This is a genomic window from Bradyrhizobium sp. NBAIM18, from assembly GCF_020193825.1.
Taxonomy (GTDB): Bacteria; Pseudomonadota; Alphaproteobacteria; order Rhizobiales; family Xanthobacteraceae; genus Bradyrhizobium; species Bradyrhizobium yuanmingense.
Map to the genome: position 1 here is coordinate 73984 of NZ_JADYVO010000015.1, position 22099 is coordinate 96082.

Annotated in this window: 20 protein-coding genes and 1 tRNA gene; 13 read left to right on the plus strand and 8 right to left on the minus strand. The window is 64.6% G+C overall.

What is annotated here, in order from left to right; translation table 11 throughout:
- Positions 1-70 precede the first annotated feature (70 nt).
- The 3 genes from I6F17_RS26945 to panE all read left to right on the plus strand — a co-directional run bounded on the left by I6F17_RS26945 (position 71) and on the right by panE (position 3153).
- Positions 71-1420, plus strand: a complete 1350-nt coding sequence (locus I6F17_RS26945; RefSeq protein WP_225127439.1) for an MATE family efflux transporter — start codon at positions 71-73, stop codon at positions 1418-1420.
- A gap of 101 nt (positions 1421-1521) precedes the next feature.
- Positions 1522-2130, plus strand: a complete 609-nt coding sequence (locus I6F17_RS26950; RefSeq protein WP_225127437.1) for a 2-hydroxychromene-2-carboxylate isomerase — start codon at positions 1522-1524, stop codon at positions 2128-2130.
- A 99-nt stretch (positions 2131-2229) separates the two neighbouring features.
- A complete protein-coding gene (gene panE, locus I6F17_RS26955) occupies positions 2230-3153 on the plus strand; it encodes a 2-dehydropantoate 2-reductase (protein WP_225127435.1) in 924 nt (307 codons plus the stop codon).
- Between the two features lie 195 nt (positions 3154-3348).
- Here the strand turns inward: panE and I6F17_RS26960 are convergent, their stop codons facing one another.
- The 4 genes from I6F17_RS26960 to I6F17_RS26975 form a co-directional block, all read right to left on the minus strand.
- On the minus strand, positions 3349-3942 hold the full coding sequence (locus tag I6F17_RS26960; protein ID WP_225127434.1) for a c-type cytochrome: 594 nt from the start codon (positions 3940-3942) through the stop codon (positions 3349-3351).
- Between the two features lie 191 nt (positions 3943-4133).
- Positions 4134-5408, minus strand: a complete 1275-nt coding sequence (locus tag I6F17_RS26965) for a PQQ-dependent sugar dehydrogenase (protein WP_225127431.1) — start codon at positions 5406-5408, stop codon at positions 4134-4136.
- A gap of 378 nt (positions 5409-5786) precedes the next feature.
- A complete protein-coding gene (locus I6F17_RS26970) occupies positions 5787-6773 on the minus strand; it encodes an NAD(P)-dependent oxidoreductase (protein ID WP_225127428.1) in 987 nt (328 codons plus the stop codon).
- 76 nt (positions 6774-6849) lie between these two features.
- Positions 6850-6924, minus strand: a tRNA-Gly gene (locus tag I6F17_RS26975).
- Between the two features lie 272 nt (positions 6925-7196).
- Between I6F17_RS26975 and trxA the strand changes: the two genes are divergently transcribed.
- Positions 7197-8120, plus strand: a complete 924-nt coding sequence (trxA, locus tag I6F17_RS26980; protein ID WP_025033093.1) for a thioredoxin — start codon at positions 7197-7199, stop codon at positions 8118-8120.
- A gap of 105 nt (positions 8121-8225) precedes the next feature.
- Positions 8226-8903, plus strand: coding sequence for an LON peptidase substrate-binding domain-containing protein (locus I6F17_RS26985; RefSeq protein WP_036003016.1), 678 nt, complete (start codon positions 8226-8228; stop codon positions 8901-8903).
- 136 nt (positions 8904-9039) lie between these two features.
- On the opposite strand, the gene I6F17_RS26990 is transcribed toward I6F17_RS26985, so the two are convergent.
- Positions 9040-11541, minus strand: a complete 2502-nt coding sequence (locus I6F17_RS26990; RefSeq protein ID WP_225127426.1) for an EAL domain-containing protein — start codon at positions 11539-11541, stop codon at positions 9040-9042.
- A 353-nt stretch (positions 11542-11894) separates the two neighbouring features.
- The gene (locus I6F17_RS26995; RefSeq protein ID WP_036003036.1) at positions 11895-12245 is read right to left on the minus strand and encodes a hypothetical protein; all 351 of its coding nucleotides are present in this window, start codon (positions 12243-12245) and stop codon (positions 11895-11897) included.
- A 90-nt stretch (positions 12246-12335) separates the two neighbouring features.
- Here I6F17_RS26995 and I6F17_RS27000 point away from each other — a divergent pair, with 90 nt between their 5' ends.
- Together I6F17_RS27000 and I6F17_RS27005 are read left to right on the plus strand one after the other, a co-directional pair.
- Entirely contained in the window at positions 12336-12866 is a 531-nt protein-coding gene (locus I6F17_RS27000; protein ID WP_225127424.1) for a TetR/AcrR family transcriptional regulator, read from the plus strand.
- A 57-nt stretch (positions 12867-12923) separates the two neighbouring features.
- Positions 12924-13121 (plus strand): Trm112 family protein, encoded by a 198-nt coding sequence (locus tag I6F17_RS27005; protein WP_036003042.1) that lies wholly within the window; start codon positions 12924-12926, stop codon positions 13119-13121.
- A 61-nt stretch (positions 13122-13182) separates the two neighbouring features.
- Here the strand turns inward: I6F17_RS27005 and I6F17_RS27010 are convergent, their stop codons facing one another.
- Complete coding sequence (locus I6F17_RS27010; RefSeq protein ID WP_109141978.1) at positions 13183-14403, minus strand: ubiquinone biosynthesis hydroxylase; 1221 nt, start codon at positions 14401-14403, stop codon at positions 13183-13185.
- A gap of 205 nt (positions 14404-14608) precedes the next feature.
- On the opposite strand from I6F17_RS27010, the gene tesB reads away from it, so the two are divergent.
- Positions 14609-15472, plus strand: coding sequence for an acyl-CoA thioesterase II (gene tesB, locus I6F17_RS27015; RefSeq protein ID WP_225127422.1), 864 nt, complete (start codon positions 14609-14611; stop codon positions 15470-15472).
- 30 nt (positions 15473-15502) lie between these two features.
- On the opposite strand, the gene I6F17_RS27020 is transcribed toward tesB, so the two are convergent.
- The gene (locus I6F17_RS27020; protein ID WP_225127419.1) at positions 15503-16381 is read right to left on the minus strand and encodes a DUF4339 domain-containing protein; all 879 of its coding nucleotides are present in this window, start codon (positions 16379-16381) and stop codon (positions 15503-15505) included.
- 261 nt (positions 16382-16642) lie between these two features.
- Between I6F17_RS27020 and I6F17_RS27025 the strand changes: the two genes are divergently transcribed.
- The 5 genes from I6F17_RS27025 (at position 16643) to I6F17_RS27045 (ending at position 22091) form a co-directional block, all read left to right on the plus strand.
- Entirely contained in the window at positions 16643-16981 is a 339-nt protein-coding gene (locus tag I6F17_RS27025; RefSeq protein WP_008142802.1) for a P-II family nitrogen regulator, read from the plus strand.
- Between the two features lie 134 nt (positions 16982-17115).
- On the plus strand, positions 17116-18417 hold the full coding sequence (locus I6F17_RS27030) for an ammonium transporter (RefSeq protein WP_036038880.1): 1302 nt from the start codon (positions 17116-17118) through the stop codon (positions 18415-18417).
- A 309-nt stretch (positions 18418-18726) separates the two neighbouring features.
- Entirely contained in the window at positions 18727-19065 is a 339-nt protein-coding gene (locus I6F17_RS27035; RefSeq protein WP_008142813.1) for a P-II family nitrogen regulator, read from the plus strand.
- 37 nt (positions 19066-19102) lie between these two features.
- Complete coding sequence (locus I6F17_RS27040; RefSeq protein ID WP_225127417.1) at positions 19103-20551, plus strand: ammonium transporter; 1449 nt, start codon at positions 19103-19105, stop codon at positions 20549-20551.
- Between the two features lie 325 nt (positions 20552-20876).
- Positions 20877-22091, plus strand: a complete 1215-nt coding sequence (locus I6F17_RS27045) for an aminotransferase class I/II-fold pyridoxal phosphate-dependent enzyme (protein ID WP_225127415.1) — start codon at positions 20877-20879, stop codon at positions 22089-22091.
- Positions 22092-22099: the final 8 nt, after the last annotated feature.

Below are 22099 nucleotides of genomic sequence, written 5' to 3' on the forward strand. Positions count from 1 at the left end.
CGCCCCATCGACGGCCGAGCCGCGCATTGCGCGGTAACGGCTTCGCACGCCCTGATGAAAGGCCAATGCCATGTCTGCCGCAAAGCCGCTCTGGACCACATTCCTCCGCTTTCTCGCACCCCTGATGCTGAGCAACGCGCTGCAATCGCTGTTCGGCACCGTCAGCAACGTCTATCTCGGCCAGATGATCGGCGTCGACGCGCTCGCTGCGGTCTCGGCGTTCTTCCCCGTGATGTTCTTCCTGTTCGCCTTCGTCATGGGCCTCAGCACCGGCGCCACCGTGCTGATCGGCCAGGCCTTCGGCGCCGGCGAGCATGGCCGGATCAAGATCATCGTCGGCACGACACTCGCCGTCGGCCTGCTGCTCTCGATAGCGATTGCACTCGTTGGCGGGATCTTCAGCCGACCCCTGATGGCCATGCTCGCCACGCCCGCGGACATTCTCGATGAAGCCAGCGCCTATGCGCGCATCATGCTGTTGACGATGCCGCTCGGCTTCATCTTCCTGCTGATGACGGCGATGATCCGCGGCGTCGGCGATGGACTGACGCCGCTGCTGGCGCTGGCCTTGTCGACGGCGATCGGCCTGATCCTGACGCCGATGCTGATCCGCGGCACGTTCGGATTGCCGGTGGCCGGCATCACCAGTCCTGCCTGGGCGGCTGCGATCTCGAACACGCTGACGCTGATCGTGCTGGCTGCCTATCTGCTGCGGAGAAAGCACGCGCTCGCGCCGGATGCGACGCTGCTGCGTCACCTCCGGCTAAACGGCGCCGTGCTCGGCAAAGTCCTCGGCATCGGCCTGCCGAGCGCGATCGGCATGGTGTTGATGGCGATCGCCGAGCTTGTGCTGCTGGGCCTCGTCAACGGCTTCGGCTCGAATGCCACCGCGGCCTATGGCGCCGTCAACCAGGTGATGGGCTACACCCAGTTCACGGCGATGTCGATCTCGATCGCGGTCTCGATTCTCGGCGCCCAGGCCGTCGGCGGCGGCGACCGGGCCCGGCTCGACGGCATCGTGCGGATGGGCCTTGCGTTCAATATCGTCCTGACCGGCGGGTTGGTGGCGCTGATCTACCTCGCGCCACGCGTGGTGCTCGGCATCTTCATCACCGACGGCGCCGTGCTGGATCTGGCGAAGGGATTGCTCAACATCGCCTTGTGGAGCTCGGTGCCGTTCGGGCTCGCCACGGTGTTCTCGGGCGCAATGCGCGGCGCCGGCGTCGCGTTGACGCCGATGCTGCTGTCGATCTTCGCGATCGCCGCAATCGAGCTGCCGGCTGCAATCATCCTCAGCCACACGGTCGGTCTGACCGGCGTGTGGGCCGCCTATCCCATCGTGTTCTGCGCCATGTTGATTCTGCAGATGGGCTATTACCATCTGGTGTGGCGCAAGCGGGCGATGCAGCGCCTGATCTGACGGTCAAAGTATTATGACCGTCATTAAACGATGGACCTGCGGCGCGGCCTGCGCCACAATGAGAAAAAGCCACTCAGAAAACCAGGCCAGGGAGAATGATTTTGACCCGCACCGCCCCGCAATTCCTGTTCGATTTTGGTAGCCCCAACGCCTATCTCAGCCATCTGGCGATTCCGGCCATCGAACAGCGGATCGGCGTCAAGTTCGAATATGTGCCGATCCTGCTCGGCGGCATCTTCAAGTCGACCAACAACAAGTCGCCGGCCGAGACGCTCGCCGGCATCAAGAACAAGCGGGAGTTCCAGCAGATCGAGACCGAGCGCTTCATCAAACGCTTTCATGTCCAGCCCTATGTCTGGAATCCGCACTTTCCCGTCAACACGCTGAACCTGATGCGCGCAGCGATCGCAGCGCAGCTCGAGGGCGTGTTCGAGACATATGTCGAGGCCGCCTTCCACCACATGTGGCGCGAGCCGAAGAAGATGGACGATCCCGAGATCGCGGCGAAGGCGCTGGCGTCGTCTGGTCTCGATGCGCAAAAGCTGTTCGCCCGCGCCGGGGAACCCGAGGTGAAGGCCAAGCTGATCAAGAACACCGAGGAAGCGGTCGCCCGCGGCGCCTTCGGCTCGCCGACCTTCTTCGTCGGCAAGGAAATGTTCTTCGGCAAGGAGCAGTTGCGCGAGGTCGAGGAAATGGTGTCGGGAAAGTGAAGCGCGCGAATGGCACGTAGCGAATAGCGAGTGGAAATCGCGCCCACTATTCGCTACTCCCTATTCGCCATTCGCCAGTAATAAAAGCGGAGTTCTCCCATGCGCATCCTCGTGGTCGGCGCCGGCGCCATCGGCGGCTATTTCGGTGGCAGGCTGTTGCAGGCCGGCCGCGACGTCACCTTCCTGGTTAGGCCGCGCCGCGCCGGCGAGCTCGCGAGCGCTGGCCTCGTCATCAAGAGCCCGAACGGCGATGTGACCTTGAAGAACCCGCCGACGGTTCAAGCCGACGCGATCAAGGACAAATTCGACGTCGTTCTGCTCAGCTGCAAGGCGTTCGACCTCGACGATGCCATCAAGTCGTTCGCCCCCGCGGTGGGGCCGAACACCGCAATCATCCCGATGCTCAACGGCATGAAGCATCTCGACACGCTGGACACGAAGTTCGGCAAGGAGCGCGTACTCGGCGGCCTCTGCGCCATTGCGGCCACGCTGAACGAGAAGCGCGAGGTGGTGCAGCTCCAGCCGATGCAGTCGCTCAGCTACGGCGAGCGCGACGGCGGGATGTCGGACCGGGTGAAGGCGATCGACGAGGCCTTCAAGAGCGGCATCCATGGCGCCAGCGCCAGCCAGAACATCATGCAGGACATGTGGGAGAAGTGGGTGTTCCTGTCCTCGCTCGCTGCAAGCACCAGCCTGATGCGGACGTCCGTCGGCAATATCCTCGCCGCGCCCGGCGGCCGCGATTTCCTGCTCGGCATGCTGGATGAGACCAGCGCGATTGCCACGGCGTCCGGCTATCCGCCGGGCGGCCCGTTCTTCGATCGCGTCAAAGGCAATCTCACCACCGAGGGCTCGCCGCTGACGGCATCGATGTTCCGCGACATCAAGGCCGGCCTGCCTGTCGAGGCCGATCACGTCATCGGCGATCTCATCGCGCGCGCCGACGCCGCCAAGGTGCCGGTGCCGAAGCTGCGCATCGCGTATACGCATCTGAAGGCGTATGAGAGGCAGCGGGCGGGGTAGGGCGTAACCACACATTCGGTGTCGTCCCGGGGCGCGCGCCGCGCGAGCCCGGGACCCATAACCACAGGGAGTGGTTATGGAGCGAAGTGGTGACTCCGAGTCTTCGCAAAACGCTTCCTTGTGGTTATGGATCCCGGGCTCGCGACTGTGTCGCGCCCCGGGATGACGAGCTGCGATTGCCGAAACAGCTCAGCGCTATTTCAAATGCGCGAGATAGTGCGACACGGCGGTAATTTCCTCGTCGCTCATGTGATAGGCGACGTCGGCCATCGCGGCGACACCACCGCCGACACGGTGGCCGGCCTTGTAATCGTGCAGCGCCTTGACGAGATATTCCTCACGCTGGCCCGCGAGCCGCGCCACCGCCTTGGTGCCGGCATAGCTGTCGGTATGGCATGAGGCGCAGCGGCGGCCGGCGGCAACCTGCGCGCCCTTCTTCGACAGGTCGGGATCCCCGTCCTCGGGTCCCTTCGGCGGCGTCAGCGAGGCGAAGTAAGCGCCGAAATTGCGGATGTCCTCGTTGGTGATGCCTTCGACGATCGGCTGCATCTGTTCGTTCTTGCGCGCGCCGGCGCGGAAGAACACGAGCTGCCATTGCAGGAATTGATCGGGCTGGCCGGCGAGCGAGGGGATGTTCTCGGTCTGCGAAATGCCGTTCTCGCCGTGGCAGCCGGAGCAGGCGGTGGCCTTCTCCTTGATCGCGGCATTGTCGGCGGCCTCGGCTGGGAAGGCGCCGAGCGTCAGGAGCGCAAACACGCTGATTGCGTGGGAAATGAACTGCCGGCGCATGGGGAAGGATTCCGATCTATCGAGCTCGTCATTCCGGACGTGCGGAGCACGAGCCCGGAATCCATAACCGCGAGCCGGGGTTATGGGTTCCGGACTTGCGCTACCGCGCAATCCGGAACGACAGCATGAGATTTTAAAATTAAGGAGGCTGCGGCACCTCCCGGCCGCCGCAGCCTCTGCGTCCGATCGCGCTACTTCTTGCTATAGCTGATGCGATAGATCGCGCCGGCCCAGTCGTCGGCGACGAGAATCGATCCGTCCTTCGCGATGATGATGTCGTTCGGGCGGCCAAGATAGCCCTGGTCGCCCTCGAGCCAGCCGGAGGCGAAAACCTCTCGCTTCGGGTTCTTGCCGTCGGGTCCGACGATCACGCGCACGATGCGCGCGCCCTGGTACTTGTGGCGATTCCAGGAGCCGTGCTCCGCGATCAGGATGTTGTTCTTGTAATCGGCGGGGAATTGATCGCCGGTGTAGAACTTCATGCCGAGCGGCGCGACATGGGCACCGAGGTTCAGTACGGGCGGCGTGAACTCGGAGCATTTGTGGCCCATCGCGAACTTGTCGTCAGGCAGATTGCCCTGATGGCAATAGGGATAGCCGAAATGCTCGCCGATCCGGTTGATCATGTTCAGCTTGTCCGAGGGCAGATCATCGCTGATCCAGTCGCGGGCATTCTCCGTGAACCAGAGCTTGCCGGTGCGCGGATCGACGTCGCCGCCGACCGAGTTGCGGACGCCGAGCGCCCAGATTTCGGCGTTGCCGGTCTTGGGATCGACGCGCCGGATCTGCGACACACTGGTCGGCGGAATGCCGATGTTAAAGGGCGGGCCGAACGGCAGGAAGAACCAGCCTTCCTTGTCGACCGCGATGTACTTCCAGCCATGCGCGGCATAGGACGGCATGTCGTCATAGACGACCTTGCCCTGGCCGAGATTGTCGAGATTGGCCTCGGCGTTGTCGTAGCGGATCAGCTTGTCGACGGCGATGACGTAGAGCGCACCGTCCCGGAAGGCTAGACCGGTGGGCATGTTGAGGCCCTTGAGGACGGTCTTGACCTCCTTCTTTCCGTTGTTGTCCTTGATGGCATAGACGTTGCCGAGGCCGAACGAGCCGACGAACAACGTGCCCTTGTCGCCCCAGGCCATCTGCCGCGCGGCCAGCACGCCCGAGGCGTAGACCTCGATCTTGAAGCCCGGCGGCAGCTTGATCTTCTTGACGATGTTGGCGAGCTCGGCGTCGGAGGCGCCGGTCGGCGGGCCCGACGGCGGCGCGAGGCCCTTCTGCGCCTCGGTCTCGTCACCGAGGAACCAGTCATCCGGCGGATGGGTCCAGAACTCCTTGGTGCTGGAGTCGTATTTCTTCAGCGGCTTGCTCTTGTCCTGCTGCTGCGCCATGCCGGCGCCGGTCCCCGCGAGAAGGGCCACGGCCGCAAGCGCCAACACGGATCGATGGAACATCGATGTCATCGCATCACTCCCCTAAGGCAGCCGTCAGGGCTGCGCATTATTTTCTTTTGCTAGTCGAGAGGCGAAGTCTTGAGCCCGTCGGGACGACAGGCGCAAAAAGGTTAGCACATCTGCCCATCGGGAGAAGCGCGCCGGATGCAGCGCGGCTGCGCGCAGCAAAAATTGAGACGGAATGTCAATGAACGGATGAACGCTGCGACGACCGCGCCTCGCGCTGCAACGCGGAATCAACAGCGCGCGCGCAACGTCGTCAGGCGCTCCGCCGGGCTGGGCATACAAAAGTGCGAAAACAACCCCATGCATAGAACTGCGCAAGTTGATCCGCGCGCGGTGACGCCGGACAATCATTTGAAGCGTCGAGTAAAATAATCGCGGCGCTCACGGGGCGACGGGGTAGGGTCCGTCGTCGAACAGTGTGTCGTGGTAGCCTTTCGATCCGACCTCACGCGCCAGCGTGCTGCGGAAGTCGCGGCCATCGCGCAGGCTGCGCAGCACATGCGCGAAGTCGAATTCGGGTCGCCAGCCGAGCTCCCGCCGCGCGCGCTCGTTGACATAGACCCGGTCAATCGCGGGGAAGAGCCGCCAGCCGCGCGCCGCATAGAGCTGCGCGCACTCCGGATAGAGCTCGCGCACGACGCCGGCGGCATCGCGCGCCAGCGCTCCGAGATGACGTTGCTCGAACGGGCTCGTCGCCGAGACGATGTAGCGGGCGAAGCCGATGCCGGGCGCACGCTCGACGGCGAGCAGATGCGCGCTCACTGCGTCCGCGATATCCAGCCGGCGGTAGAGCAGCTCGTTGGCCTGCGCGTTGTCCAGCGTGTAGGCCGATCGCATCGCCGGATCGTCGTCGTCCTCCGGAAAGAAGCGCGAGGTCCGCAGAACCACGATCGGTAGCGCGCGCTCGCGAAAGAACAGCTCGCAGAGGTTCTCGGCCATCAGCTTGGTCGTGCCGTAGATGTTCTTCGGCACCGATGGCAGCTCCTCGGTGACCCACACCGCCGCCTGTCCCGCCTCGGGCCGCAGCTGCGAGCCGAATGCGCTGGTGGTGCTGGTGAAGACAAAGCTCTTCACGCCGGCCGCGACTGCCGCCTCGAGCAGGTTCAGCGTTCCTGACACGTTGGTGTCGACAAAATCCTGCTTGGAATGGGTCGCCACATGCGGCTTGTGCAGCGTCGCGGTGTGGACCACGGCAGTGGCGCCGTCCATCTGGCGCCGCACGAAGCCGGGATCGACGATGGAGCCGACCGCATCGGTGAAGGGGGAGGGCTTGAGATCGATTCCGCGCGCGGGGGCACCACGCCCACGCAGGGTCCGGAGAATGGCTTCACCGAGGTGACCTGCGCTGCCTGTGACCAGAATTGTCATGTGAGACCCGAAACAGCCGCCAGCGGCGCGGAAAACCACGGCCCGATCCGGTTTGGCTGGATGCTTTGGAGAAAATTGGAGCGGGCGAAGGGGCTCGAACCCTCGACCCCGACCTTGGCAAGGTCGTGCTCTACCACTGAGCTACACCCGCATCCTGTGTCGGTCGCGTGACGCGCCGACAACGGCTGTCGTATGCCAAAAGCGGGAGGGGAATGCAACAGCTACGGGCGGCATCATTTCGCATTTGAGGCGCCATATGGAGCCCGAAGCTGGGGCAAATCGACCGGAAACGCCCCGGAACCGGCGAATCGCGGGACCTGGATTGAAATTCGGCCCATTCGGCCCAATTTAGGAGCCGACCACAAGCATATGACGCGGCGGCGTGCTAAAGAGCCGCCATTCCAGACATGACGAGGGAATCCCGTGACGATCATCGACCAGGGTAACGGAGCGGCGGGTCCGGCTGCGGCCGACCTGATCAAGGACACCACCACCCAGACCTTCGTGAAGGACGTCATCGAGGAATCGAAGCGCCAGCCCGTGCTGATCGATTTCTGGGCGGAATGGTGCGGCCCCTGCAAGCAGCTCACCCCCGTCCTGGAGAAGGCGGTGAAGGCGGCCAAGGGCAAGGTCAAGCTGGTCAAGATGAACATCGACCATCATCCGGCGATCCCGGGCCAGATGGGCATCCAGTCGATCCCAGCCGTGATCGCCTTCGTCAACGGCCAGCCGGCCGACGGCTTCATGGGCGCGGTGCCGGAGAGCCAGGTCAACGCCTTCATCGAGCGGCTGACCAAGGGCGTCACCGCGCCGGGCGAGGTCAACGTCGCCGAGATCGTGCAGGAGGCCGACGCGGTGCTCGCCGAGGGCGACGCGGCGGCGGCGGCGCAGATCTATGCCGAGGCGCTGCAGCATGATTCCACCAACATCGCGGCGCTGGCGGGCCTTGCGAAGTGCTACGCCGTTTCCGGCGCGATGGAGCAGGCCAAGCAGACGCTGGCCATGGTGCCGGAATCCAAGCGCAACGACCCGGCCGTGAAGGCGGTGCAAACCGCGATCGATCTCGCCGAGCAGGCGAAATCGCTCGGACCGGTCGCCGAGCTGGAACAGAAAGTCGCCGCAAACCCGCTCGATCATCAGGCCCGATTCGACCTCGCCACCGCGCTCAACGCCCAAGGCAACCGCGCGGCGGCGACCGAGCAGCTGCTCGAGATCATCAAGCGCGACCGCAAATGGAACGACGACGGCGCCCGCAAGCAGCTGGTGCAGTTCTTCGAGGCCTGGGGCGGCACGGATGATGCAACCGTCGAAGGCCGCAAACGTTTGTCGACGATCCTGTTTTCGTAACGGCCTTTTTTGAGCATGATCTGTTCGGAAAACCGCTCCACACTTTGCGCTAACGCGGTCCTTCGGATCCGGATCATGCGCTAGCAACGCCAGGGGACCGGGCAGATGCCGATCAACATCGAATATCGCGGGCCCGCCGACCTCCCGGAGATCATTCCGGTCTTCCCGCTGCCGGGCGCGCTGCTGCTGCCGCGCGGCCAGATGCCGCTCAACATCTTCGAGCCGCGCTACCTTTCGATGGTCGACGATTCCTTCCGCGACGGCCATCGCCTGATCGGCATGATCCAGCCCGACATCGCGCATTCGCGGAAGGATTCCGACAAGCCGGCGCTGTTCCGCGTCGGCTGCGTCGGCCGCATCACCCAGCTCGCCGAGTCCGGCGACGGCCGCTACATCCTCGAGCTCACCGGCGTTTCGCGCTTCAAGGTGGTCGAGGAGCTCGAGGTGCTCACCCCCTATCGGCAGTGCAAGGTGGACTTCTTCGCCTACGTCGACGATTTCACCGCGCGCCGCGGCGAGGAGGAGGTCGACCGCGAGGCGCTGCTGGCGGTGCTGGCGGACTTCCTGAAGGCCAACAACCTCAAGGTCGACTGGGAGGGCGTCGAGAGCGCGCCCAATGAAGCCCTCGTCAATGCGCTCGCGATGATGTCGCCTTACGGCCCCGCCGAGAAGCAGGCCATGCTGGAGGCGCCCGACCTGAAGACCCGCGCCGAGATACTGATCGCCGTCACCGAGATGGACCTCGCCAAGAAGCGCACCAGCGGCGACCCGCCGCTGCAGTGATCGTCAAGCGACCCAAAGCGCGATGCGATTAGGATGAATCCTCATCGCGCTTTGGGTTTTTTGGTTTGAGCATGATCTTTTCGGAAAACCGCTACACACTTTGCGCTGACGCGGCCCTTCGGGTCCGGATCATGCTTTATGCGGCAAACTCGCCGGCCTCGGCCTTTCGATCCGCAAGCCGCGCGATCGTCGAGGCCCGTATCGGCGGGCTGAGGTGGAAGCCCTGGGCCTCGACGCAGCCCTCCTGGCGCAGGATGTCCAGCTGCTCGGCGGTTTCGACGCCTTCGGCGGTGGACGTCTTGCCGAGACTCGTGGCGAACTGGACCACGGCCCGCGCGATCCGATGGGGCTCCTCCATCGGACTGGACAGCTCGCTGACGAAGCTGCGATCGATCTTGATCTTGTCGAAGGGAAACTTCTGCAGAAAGCTGAGCGACGAATAGCCGGTGCCGAAATCGTCGAGGGCAATCCGCACCCCGAGCTCGCGCAGCTGGCTGAGTGCTGCGAATACGGTCCCGCTGTCATGCATGATGACGGTTTCGGTGACCTCGAGCTCGAGCCGGTCTGCAGCAATCCCCGACGCCGCCAGTGCGCTCACGATCGTCGACACGAGCTCCTTGCTCCTGAATTGCGCTGGAGACAGGTTGATCGCGATCTTCAGGTCGGAACGCCATTTTGCCGCTTCGGCACAGGCGGTTCTCAACACCCATTCCCCCAGCGGCAGGATCAAGCCAGTTTCCTCCGCGACGGGAATGAATTCGCCGGGCGAGACCAGACCCCGCTCGGGGTGATGCCAACGCAGCAACGCCTCGAAGCCACAGGTCTCGCCGCTCTTCAAATTGACGAACGGCTGGTAGTGGAGCTCGAATTCGCTCCTCGCAAGCGCCTTCCGCAGATCCCGCTCCAGGTTGCGGCGCGCATGCAGGAGCCGGTCCAGCTCCGGCTCGAAGAAGCGGAATGCACCACGTCCGCCGCTCTTGGCCGAGTAGAGGGCAAGATCTGCGCTCCTGAGGATCGTATCGGAATCGGCGCCGTCTCGGGGCGCAAGGGCGATCCCGATGCTGGTGCCGACAATGACCTGATGATCGCCGAGATCGAACGGCTCGCTGAGCGCGCCATGGATCGCCTCGGCGAGAGAGGCCGCGTCCGCAGCCGGATTGGTCACGTAGTCGACGATTGCGAATTCGTCGCCGCCCAGTCGGGCGACGAACGTCGTCTCCCTGATGCAATCCAGCAAGCGCGCCGCGACTGAGCGCAGCAGCAGGTCGCCCGCCGGATGTCCGAGCGTGTCGTTGACCTCCTTGAAGCGGTCGAGGTCGAGCAGGAGAACCGCCAGATGGAGATTTCCGCCACGCGTATCGGCGAGTGCAGGCTCCAGACGCGCCTTGAGCAGCACGCGGTTCGGCAACTCGGTGAGCGCATCGTGTTCCGCCATGTAGGTGATCTTCGCTTCGGACCGGCGTTGCTCGGTGACATCCAGATGCGTAGCCACCCAGCCGCCGCCGGCCATCGGCTGCCGCGTCACGCAGATCAGCCGCCCATCGGCGAACGCATCGATGCGGCTCGAGACGGCATGGATCGGCAGTGCTTCGAGCCTGGCGATCTGCCGTTCGGCGGCGAAATCGCTGGCCTCGCCTTCGAGTATGCCGCTGGTGACGCGATGACGGATGATGTCGCGGTGCGGAGTTCCCGCACGCAGCAATTCCGGCGGCAGCCGGTACAAACGGGCGTAACGCTCGTTGCAGATGACGAGCCGCTTCCCGGCGTCGAACATGCAAAGGCCCTCGACCATATGGTTGATGGCCGTGTCCAGCCTCAGCTTCTGTTCCTTGAGCTCGTTCTGCGACCCTTCGAGCTGCTGCCGGGCGATGGAGAGCTGGCTGATGATCTCCTCGAACCTGGCGGTTCTGGTCGCCAGACGACGATCGGCCAGCACTCCGATCAGGCTCATGCCCAGCACGGACAATGCGACGCCGGCGATGGCGAGCGCGAGGAAGGCCGGAGACAGCGAAAGCGTATCGGTCGCGAGCGCCGGATCCGGTGTGATCTGCACGGCGCCCATGGCCGTGAAGTGATGCGACACGATGGCGAGCGTCAGCAGGGTGGCGGCTGCCAGCGTGCCGCTATAACCCTGACGGGTGAGCGCTGCCGCCAGCGCAGCGTAGCCAAAACACATGCCCAGAACGATGGAGAGGAGCACGAGGTCCACGGACCAGGAGACTCGGCCCGGCACTTCGAGCGCCCACATTCCGAGATAGTGCATGCTGGCAATGCCGCCACCGATGATGACGCCGCCAGCCGCCGCGCGCCAGCGGCCGGACGTGACGACCGCGACGCCGAAGCCGACCGAGGTCAGCAGCATTGCCGCCGCGAGAGAGGACGCCGTTAACACGATGCCGTAGCCCGTCGTGACCCCGGGCTCGTAGGCGAGCATCGCGACGAAATGCGTAGCCCAAATGCCGTATCCGATGGCCGCGCCGGCAATGGCGATCCAGATCCACCGGGTTCTCCCGCGCGTTGCGATCGCGCGGTGGAAGATGCTGACCGCGACGATGCTGGCAACGAAGCAGACCAGAGCAGCGAGCACGACGAGCCGCCAATCGTGTTCGGCCGTAAGGCAGGAGAAAACGCGGAACATTCAGTTTCGCCCCATCGTCGATATTGTTGATGTTTGTCGATGCTGGACCGGCTAATCGCCCTTCGCGTTAATTTTGTGCCGCGCCTGATCGCATGCTTAGCGGCTTGCCAACACCGTCCGTAAAATTTGATCTGTGGGGCTAACACGTTCCGCGCGCCGGTCGCGCCGGAAGCCCGCTGCGCGCGTTTGCGGATGACTGGAGATGGACGCGGATGCGCTTGCGTCCGGTGATCATCGCGCTGCAGGAGTCCTATCAGCGCCACACCAGCAACGTGGAGCACGACCAGGACGATGACGGCATCCGAAGAATGCCTGGTCGATCGGTAACGGATCTGGTCCGCTTTAGATGAGTTCTAGTACCCGGCAACCGACATCACGACGACCGCACTGAGCGCCATCCAGCCGAAATGCCGGCCCCGCGTCGCCCATGCGTTGGCGAGGGCGGAGCAGCCGAACACGCAGGCCATGGTCGCGACGATCCAGTGACGAGCCGGCTCCGATTGCATCCACGGCGCCGCGATCAGCAGCACGCCACCGCCGATCCAGGCCACGGTCGAGGCCTGCCACACCAGCCGGATCAAGGTGCGGAGGCGCTCCGGCTCGATGCGAGCGCGGGCGAAGACCTTGGCTTCGCCGAGGTAGCCGTGAACGAGCGCAACGGCGATGGTCACGACGCCCGCACACTGGAGCAGCAGATCCCGCATCGACGCCTCCATACACTCATGTATGTTTCGATAGCGTCTGGCCAAGCGCTTGTCAATACACTAGTGTATGGTGCGCTTCCGGGAAACGACATGAACCAACAGCTCTCCGCTGACGATTGGACTGGCCAGGGCCTCAAGGCCCTGGCCAAGAGCGGCTTCACGGCCTTGAAGGCCGAGCCGCTCGCCAAGGCCATGGGCGTATCGCGCGGCAGCTTCTATTGGCATTTCGCCGATCTCGCCGCGTTTCACGCCGCGGTGCTGAAGCGCTGGCGCGAGATCGCGGCCGAGCGGATCATCGCCGACGTCGAAGCCGCCGGCGACGAGCCGGTCAAGATGCTGCTGCGGAGATCCTTCGGCGCGCGGCTCGACCTCGAACGCGCGGTGCGCAATTGGGCGGCGTTCGATGCGAGCGCGCAAGGGGCGGTGCGTGCCATCGATCGCCGCAGGCTCGATTATATCGAGGAGCTGCTGCAGAAGCGGGGACTCGCCCCGGCACCGGCGCAGGCCCGCGCGCAGATCCTGTACTGGACATTTCTCGGTTTCGCCCTGTCAGGCCCGTCAATCCCGGCCGCGCGGCTGCGGACCATGCTCGACGAGCTCCTGGCGATGGTCTCCGCCTAAAGCGCGATGGCGGGCGCGAATTTCTATGCTAAAGGCAAGCAAGTGCCGGAGACTTCCATGAACGCGCCCACCGAACGTCCCGAAGCCAGCGTCGATCCAAAATTGCTGGAGATCCTGGTCTGCCCGCTGACCAAGGGCCCGCTGGAATTCGATGCTGAGCGGCAGGAGCTGATCTCGCGCAGCGCCAAGCTCGCTTATCCCATTCGCGACGGCATCCCGATCATGCTGCCGGAAGAGGCGCGCAAGATCGATTGATAATAGGGAGTGGCGAATGGCGAATGGACCTACTCGCTATTCGCCACTCACCATTCGCCCCTTACAACGCCTCGCCCTTCAACAGCCGCGGCACCTCGCCGGTGAGGCCTGCGGCCTGGCGGATGAAGAGGTTCTTCAGCGGCGGGGCGCGGTCGACGAGGCCGAGGCCGATGTCGCGCACCGTGCGCAACAGCGTCGACTGGTTGGAGAACAGGAAGTTCAGCGAGTTGGTGGCGACGCCCATCGCCATCGTGTCGAACCGGCGCCAGCGCTGGTAGCGTTCGAGCACGTCCGCCCCGCCGATATCCAGGCCGAGCCGCGCGGCATCGACCACCACTTCCGCCAGCGCAGCGACGTCCTTCAGGCCCATGTTGAGGCCCTGGCCCGCGATGGGGTGGATGACATGGGCAGCGTCGCCGACCAGCGCGAGGCGCTCGGCGATGAAGGACCGCGCGACGAAATAAGACAGCGGAAACGCCCGCGGCTTGTCGAGCACACTGACCTCGCCGAGATGCAGGCCGAAGCGCTGCTCGAGCTCGGCGTGGAATTCCTCGTCGCTGAGGGCGATGATGCGCGCGGCCTCAGTGCGGCGCTCGGTCCACACCAGCGAGGAGCGTTTGCCGGTGAGCGGCAGGATCGCGAACGGGCCGGCCGGCAGGAAGTGTTCCTCGGCGCGGCCCTCGTGATCGCGCTCGTGGCCGACGGTGACGACGATGCCGGACTGATCGTACTCCCAGCCATGAGTGACGATGCCGGCGCGCTCGCGCAGCTTCGACCGCGCGCCATCGGCGGCGACCAAGAGGCCCGCCGCGATCACGCTGCCGTCGCCGAGCGTCACCTCGATGCCGTCGGTGCGCGCATCGTAGGAGGCGACCGGGGTGGCGCGAAGATCGATGCCGTCGGCCTCGGCGCGCACCACCAGCGCGTCGATCAGGCGGCGGTTCTCGATCATATGCGCGAAGGGCTCGCCCGGCGCGACGTCGCCGGCGAAGTTCAGGAACACCGGGCGGGTGGCGTCCTCGAGCTTGGAATCGGTGACGACCATGTCGAGGATCGGCTGGGCCTCGCCCCGGACGTCGTCCCAGGCGCCGATCGTCTCGAACAGGCGGCGGCAGGCGGCGACGATCGCGGTGGCGCGGGGGTCGCGGCTCGGCCGCGTGCCGAGCGCAGGATCGGCAACGACGATCGGGATCTCGGGCCCGAGCCCCTGGCGTAGCGCCAAGGCCAGCGCAAGGCCGGCAAACGCGCCGCCACCGATGACAATGCTACCCTGTACCGACATACCAAAGCTTCCCGGACAATTCTCGGTCTTGCTAGCAGACTTGAGCTGGGCGAAACAGTGCGGTGAAACGAGGACCGCTAGCCCTTCGTTCCGTCATTCCTGGGCGCGCAACACGCGTACCCGGAATCCGGAGGTTTATCAGCTCAAGATTTTCGGGTTCGCACCGCGTGCGCCCCGGAATGAGGCATCACTGGAAAGCACCATCATGTCCAAAGGACTGATCGACCTCATCGGGATCCTCGACCTCGAGCAGCTCGAGGTGAACCTGTTCCGCGGCAACAGCCCGAAGACGAGCTGGCAGCGGGTGTTCGGCGGCCAGGTGATCGGGCAGGCGATGGTCGCGGCCTGCCGCACCGTGGAGGGCCGGCTGCCGCATTCGCTGCATTGCTATTTCATCCTGCCGGGCGATCCGCAGATCCCGATCATCTATCAGGTCGAGCGCCTGCGCGACGGCAAAAGCTACTCGACCCGCCGCGTCACCGCGATCCAGCACGGCAACGCGATCTTCTCGGTCATGGTCTCGTTCCACGCCGAGGAGGAGACTGCGTTCGACCACCAGGACAAGATGCCGGACGTGCCGCCGCCGGAAAAGCTCACGGCGGAGGAGGTGGCGAAGCAGCCGATGTTCAAGGAGATGCCGGACTTCATCCGCCGCTACTACGAATCCGATCGGCCGATCGAGCTGCGCCCGGTCGAGCTCGGCCGTTATTTCGGCCAGAAGATCGACGACGGCCGCATCCACGTCTGGATCAAGACCGCGGCCAAGCTGCCCGACGATCCGGCGCTGCACATGTGCGCGCTCGCTTACGCCTCGGACTTCTCACTGCTCGACGCGATCATGGCGCGCTATGGCCGCACGCTGTTCGACAAACGCATGATGCCGGCGAGTCTCGACCACGCGATGTGGTTCCATCGCCCGTTCCGCGCCGACGAATGGCTGCTCTACGCGCAGGATTCGCCGAGCGCGCAATCGGGCCGGGGGCTGACCCGCGGCTCGATCTTCAAGCCGGACGGCACGCTGGTCGCCTCCGTCGCGCAGGAAGGCTCGGTGCGCGAACGGAAGGCCTGATCGCTTCAAGCAGCGCCTGAAGCGTTCAGATCATGCCCCGAGCGAGCCGCGCGGCGCGAGCTCGGTCTGCGAGGCGAACCAGTTCATGATCCAGCGGTACACCCACGGGATCGGGATGATGAAGCACATCAGGATGGCGGCCACGATGCCGCGCCAGAGGATATCGAGGCCGCTGCCCTTGAAGACGATCTCGCGCCGGGTGCCCTCGACGTTGCGGCAGAACCAGCGCATCTGGGCCGCGGCCACCCAGGCCCAGCCGATGATGGTGATGATGGAAATCGCAAACAGCAGATTCCAGCCGATATAGGCCCAGACCGAACCGGTGAAGCTGAGGCCCAGCGGCTGCTCGTTGGAGGCGAGGTTCGCGACCATCCATTTGATCAGGAGCCAGTAGAGCACGATCTGCACGATGAACAGCAGATTGCTCAATATCTCGCTGCCGACGAAGCCGAGCGCGATGGCGAGAACGATGAAGCCGAAATACCACGGCACCAATGTCATCGCATTGCCGGTGAAGCTGAGGTTCGGCCGCCCAGGGACCTTCACGCAGGAGACGATCCATCTGGTGTACCAGACGAAGGCCCAGGGCGCCGGGATGACGAAGATCATTCCGATCAGCAGGACGATGCTGCGCCAGGTGAATTCAAGGATGCTGAAATCGACCGAGAGCGATCCACCGCTTGCATAGCCGGCAGCGCCGCCATAGCCACTTCCGCCCATCGGGACCATCGGCGGCGCACCGCCGCCGATCAGGCCGGGAATTTCGGCGGCCTTCTGCCAGCCGGCCATGCCCTCGGTCCAGACCAAGGTGTCCGGACGCACGACGCCCTGGGCAACGAGGTCGCGGAATTGCCCTTCCGGAAAGGGCCCCTGCTGCTTACCCTCGGATGCGTAGAACCAACTCGCCATGGAACGTCCCCCCTCGAACTTAGGTATGTACCGGCCGGGACGCTTCGGTTCACGCCTGGGTTCACCGCATCCATGCCAAAAATGCATTGTGAATGATGAACAGCTGCCCTGTACAGAGGCGGCCGTTCTCATGATCGCCCTTGGCCAAACGTTTTTCCGCTTCAATCTGCAACTTTTTTGTGCCATTTGCCCGGAAAGATGCCAGATTGACGCAGCGCCGGGGACATACGGCGCGGCGCATCCCGGGGAATAGGCCTGACCATGAAACTCGTCGTCGCGATCATCAAACCCTTCAAGCTCGATGAGGTCCGCCAGGCCCTGACGGCGATCGGCGTGCACGGCATGACCGTGACCGAGGTGAAAGGCTATGGCCGGCAGAAGGGCCACACAGAGATCTATCGCGGCGCCGAATATGTCGTGAACTTCCTGCCGAAGCTGCGCATCGAGATCGCGGTCGCTTCCGACGTCGCCGACAAGGCGGTCGCCGTGATCACCGCGACGGCGCGCACCGGCCAGATCGGCGACGGCAAGATCTTCGTCACGCCGATCGACCACGCGCTGCGCATCCGCACCGGCGAGACCGACAGCGACGCGCTCTGACTTTTTGTTTTGACGCGTTTTCTTCACGCGAACCGGTATCCACCTCGCTTGAAAACGCTTTGACACGACTGCTTCGATCGCACCGGGCAAATACGCCACGATGTGCGACGCCAATTGATGCCGGGGGGAACGATATGGCGGGATTGTTGCGCCGCGCAGCTGCCATGGCTGCGCCAATCGGGTTTGTGTCCGCCATAGCTTCGCCGGCGCACGCGGCGGCCAACGAGATCAACACCGCCGACACCGCTTGGATGATTGTCGCGACAGCGCTGGTGCTGATGATGACGATCCCGGGGCTTGCGCTGTTCTATTCCGGCATGGTGCGCAAGAAGAACGTGCTCGCCACCATGGCGCAGAGCCTGGCCGCGGTGATGCTGATCTCAATCCTCTGGGTGGCGTTCGGCTACTCGCTGTGCTTCGTCGGCGACGGCCCCTGGATCGGCACGCTCGATCGCTGGTTTCTCGCCGGCATGACCATGGACAGCGTCAACCCTGCGGCGAAGACGATCCCGGAATCGCTGTTCATGCTGTACCAGATGACGTTTGCCATCATCACGGTGGCGCTGGTCGCGGGCTCGGTCGCCGACCGCATGCGGTTCTCGGCCTATCTGCTGTTCTCGGTCGCCTGGTTCATCTTCGTCTACATTCCGCTGGCGCATTGGGTGTGGGGCGGCGGCTTCCTCGCCAGCATGGGCGTGCTCGATTTCGCCGGCGGTCTCGTCGTGCATCTATCGGCCGGCACCGGCGGCCTCGTTGCAGCCAAGGTGATGGGACGCCGTCACGGCTACGGCACCGAGAATCTCTCGCCGTTCGATCTGTCGCTCGCAGTGATGGGCACCGGCCTGTTGTGGGTCGGCTGGTTCGGCTTCAACGGCGGCTCGGCGCTCGGAGCGAACTCACGCGCGGTGATGGCGATCATCGCGACCCATCTGGCCGCCTGCGCGGGCGCGCTGACCTGGGGCGCGATCGAATGGGCGACGCGGCGCAAGCCCTCGGTGCTCGGCATGATCTCCGGCGCGGTCGCAGGTCTCGGCACCATCACGCCGGCCTCGGGCTTCGTCGCGCCATGGCACGGCATCGTCATCGGCATCATTGCCGGTGCGCTCTGCTACTGGGCCTGTACCTGGCTGAAGCACCGCTTCGACTACGACGATTCGCTCGACGTCTTCGGCGTCCACGGCATCGGCGGCCTGACCGGCACCCTGCTCGGCGGCGTGTTCGCCACCAGCGCCATCGGCGGCACCGCCGGCCTGCTGGAGGGCCATCCGCAGCAGCTCCTGATCCAGTTCTATGGGGTCGCCGTGACCTTCGTCTGGTCGGCGGGCGTCAGCTTCATCCTGCTCAAGCTGGTCGGCCTGTTCGTACCCTTGCGCGTATCCCGTGAGCACGAGCTCGAGGGTCTGGATATTTCGCAGCACGGTGAAGCCCTGCAATAGGCCCCGACGCTACGTAAATACCGCCTCGCTGCCCGACGCGTGAGCAACATTGTGTCGGGAGCCTGTCTTGCCCTTATTTTCAGCAGGCGTGACCACGTTTTGAGCGCGACGTAATAGCGCACTGCATTGCAACACCCGCCAAAGGCGAAAACCCCCGTCTTCATAGTCCGTTAGGCAATCCGCCTGATCTGGCACGGCATTTGATTCTAGGGGTCCGGCTGTGCCCGCGTAGTGAAACTTCTCCCTCGTGGCGAACCAGTCGAGAACGCCCGGCCACGTCCGGACCGGGCCCAAGCGGGGATAGGACCCATGAAAATTGTTATGGCGATCATCAAGCCATTCAAGCTTGAAGAAGTCCGTGACGCCCTGACCGCCATCGGCGTTCACGGTCTCACGGTGACGGAAGTCAAGGGGTATGGCCGCCAGAAGGGCCATACGGAAATCTATCGCGGCGCCGAATATGCCGTGAGCTTCCTGCCCAAGATCAAGATCGAGGTCGCTGTCGCCTCCGACCAGGTCGACAAGACCATCGACGCCATCACGTCCGCAGCGAAAACCGGACAGATCGGCGACGGCAAGATCTTCGTCATCAACCTCGACCACGCGGTGCGCATCCGCACCGGCGAGGCCGATGCCGCGGCCCTCTGATTTCGCGCTCAACCTTATCCAAGCAGGAGTAAACAATATGACGTTCAAGCGTCCCTATGGCGCGGGACTGGCGGCTCTCGCAGTCGGCCTGTTCGCTGCGACCGCAGCCTACGCCGAGCCAACGGTCAACAAGGGAGACAACGCCTGGATGATGACGTCGACAGTGCTGGTGCTGTTGATGACGATCCCCGGCCTCGCGCTGTTCTACGGCGGTCTGGTCCGTTCCAAGAACATGCTCTCGGTCCTGATGCAGGTGTTCTACAGCGTCTGCGTCGTCACCGTGATCTGGGCCGTGTACGGCTACAGCCTCGCCTTCACCGGCGGCTCCGACTTCATCGGCGGCTTCTCCAAGGCCTTCATGATGGGCGTCACCACCGAGACGAAGGCCGCGACCTTCTCGGTCGACGCCAATATCTCGGAGCTCATCTACATGTGCTTCCAGATGACCTTCGCGGCGATCACGCCGGCCCTCATCGTCGGCGCCTTCGCCGAGCGCATGAAGTTCTCGGCCATCGCGCTCTTCATTCCGCTCTGGGTCACGCTGGTCTACTTTCCGATCGCGCACATGGTCTGGTACTGGCAGGGTCCGGACCTGATCCAGGATGCGGCCAAGGCTCTCGCGGCGGCGGGTGACGCGGCGGCGAAGACCGCGGCGCAGGCCAAGCTCGACGAGCTCAATGCCGACGCCGGCTGGATCTTCAAGATGGGCGCCATCGACTTCGCGGGCGGCACCGTGGTGCACATCAACGCCGGCATCGCAGGCCTCATCGGCGCTCTCCTGATCGGCAAGCGCGTCGGCTACGGCAAAGAGCTGATGGCTCCGCACTCGCTGACGATGTCGATGATCGGCGCCTCGCTGCTCTGGGTCGGCTGGTTCGGCTTCAACGCCGGCTCCAACCTCGAGGCCAGCGGCGGCGCTGCGCTCGCCATGACCAACTCCTTCGTCGCCACCGCAGCCGCTGCGCTGTCGTGGATGTTCGCGGAGTGGATCATCAAGGGCCATCCCTCCGTGCTCGGCGTCATCTCCGGCGCGATCGCGGGCCTCGTGGCGGTGACGCCTGCGGCCGGCTTCGCCGGCGTCATGGGCGCGATCGTCCTCGGCCTCGTGGTCGGCGTGGTCTGCCTGTTCTTCTGCACCGTCGTGAAGAACGCGCTCGGCTACGACGACTCGCTCGACGTGTTCGGCGTGCACTGCGTCGGCGGCATCGTCGGCGCCATCGGCACCGGCATTCTCGTCAACCCCGCGCTCGGCGGCGCCGGCATCATCGACTACGCGGCGATCCCGCCGAAGGTCGCCGATTACGACTTCGCCACGCAGATGCTCGCCCAGATCAAGGCCGTCCTCACCACGCTGGTGTGGTCGGGCGTCGGTTCGGCGATCATCTTCAAGGTCGTCGATGTGATCGTTGGCCTCCGCGCCAATGTCGAGAGCGAGCGTGAAGGCCTCGACATCACCGAGCACACCGAGCGCGCCTACAACATGTAACCCTCTCCTCCCGGGCGCGGTCTCCTAGGGGACCGCGTCCACCACTACGGTTCGGGCACATACCCGGCAATGCCCTGACCGTTGAGGGGCTCCAGCGCAAGCTGGAGCCCCTTTCTTTTGATAGCTCCGCCTGCAGGCACCTCCAGGGGAGGGTGGACCGTCCATGCACGCCGCTATCTCCGGCCCCATTATTCCCGCTCTGGACGCGGGCGGCGGCCGATGGTTAATCGCGTCTTAACCTCGCCCTATCTATGGTGAACTGAACCGCTTCCCGCCGGCGCCTATGGTAGCGACCGGCCGTTCCAAGAGTACTGGCGCCCAACGAATGGCTCTGACCGCTTCATCCCGTGCGCCGCAGGGCGGTAATGGCTCCGATTCCGAACGCTCGCCCTTCGTCCGGCTGAACGAGCTGCTGGCCCCGCATCAGCCGGGCAAGCCCTTGATTTCGCTTGCGGTCGGCGAGCCCCAGCATCCCGTGCCCGACTTCGTCGGCCCGGTGCTGGCCAAGCATATCGCCGATTTCGGCCGTTACCCCGCGAACAAGGGCACCGACCCGTTCCGCAACGCCGCCGGGGCCTGGCTGTCGACGCGGTTCAAGCTGCCGCGGCCGCTCGATCCCGAGAGCGAGATTCTCGTCCTCAATGGCAGCCGCGAGGGGCTGTTCCTCGCCGCGATCGCGGCCGCGCGCTATGTCGGCCCGCGTCCGGGCAAGCCCGCGATCCTGATGCCGAACCCGTTCTATCCGGTCTACGGCGCCGGCGCGCTTGCGGCCGCTTGCGAGCCGGTCCATCTGCCGACCACGGCCGAGAACGGCTTCCTGCCCGATCTCGACGCCATAGACGAAGCGACGCTGGCGCGCACGGTGGCGTTCTACCTGGCTTCGCCTGCCAATCCGCAGGGCTCGGTCGCGAGGCCCGACTATTTCAAGCGCTTGAAGCAGCTCGCCGATCGCCATGGCTTCGTGATTCTCAGCGACGAGTGCTATTCCGAGATCTACACCCGCGAGGCGCCCGGCAGCGCGCTGGAATGCGCCGGCCCCGACTTCACGCGGGTGGTCGCGTTCCAGTCGCTGTCGAAGCGCTCCAACCTGCCGGGCTTGCGCGTCGGCTTCGCCGCCGGCGACAGGAGGTTCATCGGTATGTTCCTCGAGCTGCGCAACATCGCAGCGCCCCAGGTGCCCATGCCGCTGCAGCATGTCGCGACGGTCGCCTATGGCGACGAGGCGCATGTCGAGGAGAATCGCCGGCTGTATCGGATTAAGTTCGATCTCGCCGACCAGATCATCGGCAATCGTTACGGCTATCGCCGGCCCGATGCAGGCTTCTGCGTCTGGCTCAACACCTCCGAGATCGGCGACGACGTGTCGGTGACGCTCAAGCTGTTCAAGGAAGCCGGGGTGCGCGTGGTGCCCGGCAGCTTCCTGGCGCGACGGCAGCCTGACGGATTCAATCCCGGCGCAGGCTATATCCGCCTCGCGCTGGTGCAGGACGGCGAGACCACGGCGCAGGCGCTGCACCGGCTGGTCGAGACTCTGGGTTAGGCGGGGCC

Bases quoted from the DNA above. Each gene is read 5' to 3' on its own strand.
- I6F17_RS26945 (WP_225127439.1), top strand. From the start codon at position 71: ATGTCTGCCGCAAAGCCGCTCTGGACCACATTCCTCCGCTTTCTCGCA.
- panE (WP_225127435.1), top strand. From the start codon at position 2,230: ATGCGCATCCTCGTGGTCGGCGCCGGCGCCATCGGCGGCTATTTCGGT.
- I6F17_RS26960 (WP_225127434.1), bottom strand. From the start codon at position 3,942: ATGCGCCGGCAGTTCATTTCCCACGCAATCAGCGTGTTTGCGCTCCTG.
- I6F17_RS26965 (WP_225127431.1), bottom strand. From the start codon at position 5,408: ATGACATCGATGTTCCATCGATCCGTGTTGGCGCTTGCGGCCGTGGCC.
- I6F17_RS26970 (WP_225127428.1), bottom strand. From the start codon at position 6,773: ATGACAATTCTGGTCACAGGCAGCGCAGGTCACCTCGGTGAAGCCATT.
- I6F17_RS26985 (WP_036003016.1), top strand. From the start codon at position 8,226: ATGCCGATCAACATCGAATATCGCGGGCCCGCCGACCTCCCGGAGATC.
- I6F17_RS26990 (WP_225127426.1), bottom strand. From the start codon at position 11,541: ATGTTCCGCGTTTTCTCCTGCCTTACGGCCGAACACGATTGGCGGCTC.
- I6F17_RS26995 (WP_036003036.1), bottom strand. From the start codon at position 12,245: ATGCGGGATCTGCTGCTCCAGTGTGCGGGCGTCGTGACCATCGCCGTT.
- I6F17_RS27000 (WP_225127424.1), top strand. From the start codon at position 12,336: ATGAACCAACAGCTCTCCGCTGACGATTGGACTGGCCAGGGCCTCAAG.
- I6F17_RS27005 (WP_036003042.1), top strand. From the start codon at position 12,924: ATGAACGCGCCCACCGAACGTCCCGAAGCCAGCGTCGATCCAAAATTG.
- I6F17_RS27010 (WP_109141978.1), bottom strand. From the start codon at position 14,403: ATGTCGGTACAGGGTAGCATTGTCATCGGTGGCGGCGCGTTTGCCGGC.
- tesB (WP_225127422.1), top strand. From the start codon at position 14,609: ATGTCCAAAGGACTGATCGACCTCATCGGGATCCTCGACCTCGAGCAG.
- I6F17_RS27020 (WP_225127419.1), bottom strand. From the start codon at position 16,381: ATGGCGAGTTGGTTCTACGCATCCGAGGGTAAGCAGCAGGGGCCCTTT.
- I6F17_RS27025 (WP_008142802.1), top strand. From the start codon at position 16,643: ATGAAACTCGTCGTCGCGATCATCAAACCCTTCAAGCTCGATGAGGTC.
- I6F17_RS27030 (WP_036038880.1), top strand. From the start codon at position 17,116: ATGGCGGGATTGTTGCGCCGCGCAGCTGCCATGGCTGCGCCAATCGGG.
- I6F17_RS27035 (WP_008142813.1), top strand. From the start codon at position 18,727: ATGAAAATTGTTATGGCGATCATCAAGCCATTCAAGCTTGAAGAAGTC.
- I6F17_RS27040 (WP_225127417.1), top strand. From the start codon at position 19,103: ATGACGTTCAAGCGTCCCTATGGCGCGGGACTGGCGGCTCTCGCAGTC.
- I6F17_RS27045 (WP_225127415.1), top strand. From the start codon at position 20,877: ATGGCTCTGACCGCTTCATCCCGTGCGCCGCAGGGCGGTAATGGCTCC.